3 rRNA genes are annotated in these 5,549 nt (G+C 54.7%); all 3 read left to right on the top strand.

The features are described 5' to 3' along the window. Positions 1-261 precede the first annotated feature (261 nt). Positions 262-1,786: ribosomal RNA gene (locus tag ACWH95_RS17480) — 16S ribosomal RNA — on the top strand. A gap of 420 nt (positions 1,787-2,206) precedes the next feature. After that, positions 2,207-5,308 (top strand): 23S ribosomal RNA (locus ACWH95_RS17475). A gap of 111 nt (positions 5,309-5,419) precedes the next feature. After that, a 5S ribosomal RNA gene (gene rrf / locus ACWH95_RS17470) occupies positions 5,420-5,536 on the top strand. Together the 16S, 23S and 5S rRNA genes form the textbook arrangement of a ribosomal RNA operon. The last annotated feature ends 13 nt before the right edge of the window (positions 5,537-5,549 follow it).

Here is a 5,549-nt window from a genome sequence, read left to right as displayed (position 1 = left end):
TAAGATAGAGAAGTTGCCCTGCGGGCCTGGTTGTGATGGCTGGGTCGTGGGAGCATCCGATCCTTGAGAACTCAACAGCGTGCACTTGTCAAATGCCAAATTATCCTCGTTCAGCTTCGGCTGGGTGAGAATTCCTTTGGATCAAAGACCAACTCCTTTTGGGGGGTTGGCATTCGGATGAAGTCAGCAATGATGTCATCTCTTTGGTCAGTTTCAAACTCGCTGCGGCCTGGTTTTTCCCCGGGTTGTATGCAATTTCTTTTTACGGAGAGTTTGATCCTGGCTCAGGATGAACGCTGGCGGCGTGCTTAACACATGCAAGTCGAACGGTGAACACGGAGCTTGCTCTGTGGGATCAGTGGCGAACGGGTGAGTAACACGTGAGCAACCTGCCCCTGACTCTGGGATAAGCGCTGGAAACGGCGTCTAATACTGGATATGTGACGTGACCGCATGGTCTGCGTTTGGAAAGATTTTTCGGTTGGGGATGGGCTCGCGGCCTATCAGCTTGTTGGTGAGGTAATGGCTCACCAAGGCGTCGACGGGTAGCCGGCCTGAGAGGGTGACCGGCCACACTGGGACTGAGACACGGCCCAGACTCCTACGGGAGGCAGCAGTGGGGAATATTGCACAATGGGCGCAAGCCTGATGCAGCAACGCCGCGTGAGGGATGACGGCCTTCGGGTTGTAAACCTCTTTTAGCAGGGAAGAAGCGAAAGTGACGGTACCTGCAGAAAAAGCGCCGGCTAACTACGTGCCAGCAGCCGCGGTAATACGTAGGGCGCAAGCGTTATCCGGAATTATTGGGCGTAAAGAGCTCGTAGGCGGTTTGTCGCGTCTGCTGTGAAATCCCGAGGCTCAACCTCGGGCCTGCAGTGGGTACGGGCAGACTAGAGTGCGGTAGGGGAGATTGGAATTCCTGGTGTAGCGGTGGAATGCGCAGATATCAGGAGGAACACCGATGGCGAAGGCAGATCTCTGGGCCGTAACTGACGCTGAGGAGCGAAAGGGTGGGGAGCAAACAGGCTTAGATACCCTGGTAGTCCACCCCGTAAACGTTGGGAACTAGTTGTGGGGTCCATTCCACGGATTCCGTGACGCAGCTAACGCATTAAGTTCCCCGCCTGGGGAGTACGGCCGCAAGGCTAAAACTCAAAGGAATTGACGGGGACCCGCACAAGCGGCGGAGCATGCGGATTAATTCGATGCAACGCGAAGAACCTTACCAAGGCTTGACATATACGAGAACGGGCCAGAAATGGTCAACTCTTTGGACACTCGTAAACAGGTGGTGCATGGTTGTCGTCAGCTCGTGTCGTGAGATGTTGGGTTAAGTCCCGCAACGAGCGCAACCCTCGTTCTATGTTGCCAGCACGTAATGGTGGGAACTCATGGGATACTGCCGGGGTCAACTCGGAGGAAGGTGGGGATGACGTCAAATCATCATGCCCCTTATGTCTTGGGCTTCACGCATGCTACAATGGCCGGTACAAAGGGCTGCAATACCGTGAGGTGGAGCGAATCCCAAAAAGCCGGTCCCAGTTCGGATTGAGGTCTGCAACTCGACCTCATGAAGTCGGAGTCGCTAGTAATCGCAGATCAGCAACGCTGCGGTGAATACGTTCCCGGGTCTTGTACACACCGCCCGTCAAGTCATGAAAGTCGGTAACACCTGAAGCCGGTGGCCTAACCCTTGTGGAGGGAGCCGTCGAAGGTGGGATCGGTAATTAGGACTAAGTCGTAACAAGGTAGCCGTACCGGAAGGTGCGGCTGGATCACCTCCTTTCTAAGGAGCATCTGACACTTTCGGGTGTCCAGAACCCAGATCGAAGGCGTACGTTCTTCGCTGGGAGCTCATGGGTGGAACATTTGACATGGTGCGAAGGATGTTGTTCTTCTTCAGTACGCCGCTTCGGTGGTTGGAACGGGAGGGTGACGGATGTCGCACCTGCACGCTGTTGGGTCCTGAGGGACCGGATGCGCTTTGACCTTCGGGTTGGAAGCATTTGGTTACTCTGGGCCTTTCGTTGTTTCCCCGGTGGGGAAGCGGTGAAGGGTACCGCCCGTACTTTGAGAACTACACAGTGGACGCGAGCATCTTGCAACTGATCTTCGGATTGGTTGCGCAAGATGATCTTAAAGATCATTAGTCAATTTCTGATCCCGCCTTCGGGTGGGGTCGAGTTTTTGATTCGAACTCATGTGATTTCAAGTCTTTAAGAGCAAACGGTGGATGCCTTGGCATCTGGAGCCGAAGAAGGACGTAGCAATCTGCGATAAGCCTCGGGGAACTGATAAGCAAGTTTTGATCCGAGGGTGTCCGAATGGGGAAACCCCGCTGGGCGGCGTGCCGACCTAGTGACTCCCGCCTGAATATATAGGGCGGGTAGAGGGAACGTGGGGAAGTGAAACATCTCAGTACCCACAGGAAGAGAAAGCAACCGCGATTCCGTTAGTAGTGGCGAGCGAAACCGGATCAGGCTAAACCGAGTGTGTGTGATATCCGGCAGGAGTTGCATATTCGGGGTTGTGGGACTCACCAGTCAGTTCTGCCGAGCTGGCGACGTTACAGAAGCGTATAGACGAACGGTCTTGAAAGGCCGGTCATAGAGGGTGCCAACCCCGTAGTCGAAATGCGTGTTCTGGCGTGGAGAGTATCCCAAGTAGCACGGGGCCCGTGAAATCCCGTGTGAATCTGTCAGGACCACCTGATAAGCCTAAATACTCCCAGATGACCGATAGCGGACAAGTACCGTGAGGGAAAGGTGAAAAGTACCCCGGGAGGGGAGTGAAATAGTACCTGAAACCGTTTGCTTACAAACCGTTGGAGCACCCCTGGTAGGTGTGACAGCGTGCCTTTTGAAGAATGAGCCTGCGAGTTAGCGATATGTGGCGAGGTTAACCCGTGTGGGGTAGCCGTAGCGAAAGCGAGTCTGAATAGGGCGATTCAGTCGCATGTCCTAGACCCGAAGCGAAGTGATCTATCCATGGCCAGGTTGAAGCGACGGTAAGACGTCGTGGAGGACCGAACCCACTTAGGTTGAAAACTGAGGGGATGAGCTGTGGATAGGGGTGAAAGGCCAATCAAACTTCGTGATAGCTGGTTCTCTCCGAAATGCATTTAGGTGCAGCGTTGCGTGTTTCTTGCCGGAGGTAGAGCTACTGGATGGCCGATGGGCCCTACAAGGTTACTGACGTCAGCCAAACTCCGAATGCCGGTAAGTGAGAGCGCAGCAGTGAGACTGTGGGGGATAAGCTTCATAGTCGAGAGGGAAACAACCCAGACCACCAACTAAGGTCCCAAAGCGCGTGCTAAGTGGGAAAGGATGTGGAGTTGCTCTGACAACCAGGAGGTTGGCTTAGAAGCAGCCACCCTTGAAAGAGTGCGTAATAGCTCACTGGTCAAGTGATTCCGCGCCGACAATGTAACGGGGCTCAAGCACGCCACCGAAGTTGTGGCATTGACATTATTGGTAGGCCTTCGTGGTCCAGCCGTGTTGATGGGTAGGAGAGCGTCGTGTGGCCAGCGAAGCGGCGGTGGAAACCAGCCGTGGAGGCTACACGAGTGAGAATGCAGGCATGAGTAGCGAATGACGTGTGAGAAACACGTCCTCCGAAAGACCAAGGGTTCCAGGGTCAAGCTAATCTTCCCTGGGTAAGTCGGGACCTAAGGCGAGGCCGACAGGCGTAGTCGATGGACAACGGGTTGATATTCCCGTACCGGCGAAGAACCGCCCAAGCTAATCCAGTGGTGCTAAACGTCCGAGCCTTCACATCGTCACCTTCGGGTGACACCGTGGAGGGGAGCACGTGACCCCATGCTGGTGCGGTTAGCGTATTAACAGGTGTGACGCAGGAAGGTAGTCCAAGCCAGGCGATGGTTGTCCTGGTGCAAGTGCGTAGGCCGAGTCATAGGCAAATCCGTGACTCATGAGGCTGAGACACGATGCGGATAAAAAGTGGATGATCCTATGCTGCCGAGAAAAGCATCGACGCGAGGTTCTAGCCGCCCGTACCCCAAACCGACTCAGGTGGTCAGGTAGAGAATACCAAGGAGATCGAGAGAATCGTGGTTAAGGAACTCGGCAAAATGCCCCCGTAACTTCGGGAGAAGGGGGGCCTTCGACGTATTAGGACTTGCTCCGAAAGCGTTTGGAGGCCGCAGAGACTAGTGGGTAGCGACTGTTTACTAAAAACACAGGTCCGTGCCAAGTCGCAAGACGATGTATACGGACTGACGCCTGCCCGGTGCTGGAAGGTTAAGAGGACCGGTTAGCCGCAAGGCGAAGCTGAGAATTTAAGCCCCAGTAAACGGCGGTGGTAACTATAACCATCCTAAGGTAGCGAAATTCCTTGTCGGGTAAGTTCCGACCTGCACGAATGGCGTAACGACTTCCCAACTGTCTCAACCGCGAACTCGGCGAAATTGCATTACGAGTAAAGATGCTCGTTACGCGCAGCAGGACGGAAAGACCCCGTGACCTTTACTACAGCTTGGTATTGGTGTTCGGTGTGGCTTGTGTAGGATAGGTGGGAGACTTTGAAGCGGTGACGCCAGTTACCGTGGAGTCATTGTTGAAATACCACTCTGGTCACTCTGGATATCTAACTTCGAACCGTAATCCGGTTCAGGGACAGTGCCTGGTGGGTAGTTTAACTGGGGCGGTTGCCTCCCAAAAAGTAACGGAGGCGCCCAAAGGTTCCCTCAACCTGGTTGGCAATCAGGTGGCGAGTGTAAGTGCACAAGGGAGCTTGACTGTGAGACTGACAGGTCGAGCAGGGACGAAAGTCGGGACTAGTGATCCGGCAGTGGCTTGTGGAAGCGCTGTCGCTCAACGGATAAAAGGTACCTCGGGGATAACAGGCTGATCTTGCCCAAGAGTCCATATCGACGGCATGGTTTGGCACCTCGATGTCGGCTCGTCGCATCCTGGGGCTGGAGTAGGTCCCAAGGGTTGGGCTGTTCGCCCATTAAAGCGGTACGCGAGCTGGGTTTAGAACGTCGTGAGACAGTTCGGTCCCTATCCGCTGCGCGCGTAGGAAGTTTGAGAGGATCTGACCCTAGTACGAGAGGACCGGGTTGGACGAACCTCTGGTGTGTCAGTTGTTCCGCCAGGAGCACCGCTGATTAGCTACGTTCGGGATGGATAACCGCTGAAAGCATCTAAGCGGGAAGCCGGCCTCAAGATGAGACTTCCATACCTTCGGGTGAGAGGCTCCCAGCCAGACTACTGGGTTGATAGGCCAGATGTGGAAGCACGGTAACGTGTGCAGCTGACTGGTACTAATAAGCCGATGACTTGATAACACACCGTTCGTTGGTGCTTGCGTCCACTGAGTGGTTCTCGATGTACGGTCGAGAACCACCTTCGATCACACACACGTGTGAACCTAGGTTTGATTGAAACATCAATAGTGTTTCGGCGGCCATAGCGTGAGGGAAACGCCCGGTCACATTCCGAACCCGGAAGCTAAGCCTCACAGCGCCGATGGTACTGCAGGGGGGACCCTGTGGGAGAGTAGGACACCGCCGGACTCCTTTTAGTCAA

It is taken from the genome of Microbacterium sp. NPDC055502 (assembly GCF_053643635.1).
Note: the sequence above shows the minus strand (reverse complement) of the source record. Positions and strands in the feature narration are given on the sequence as shown.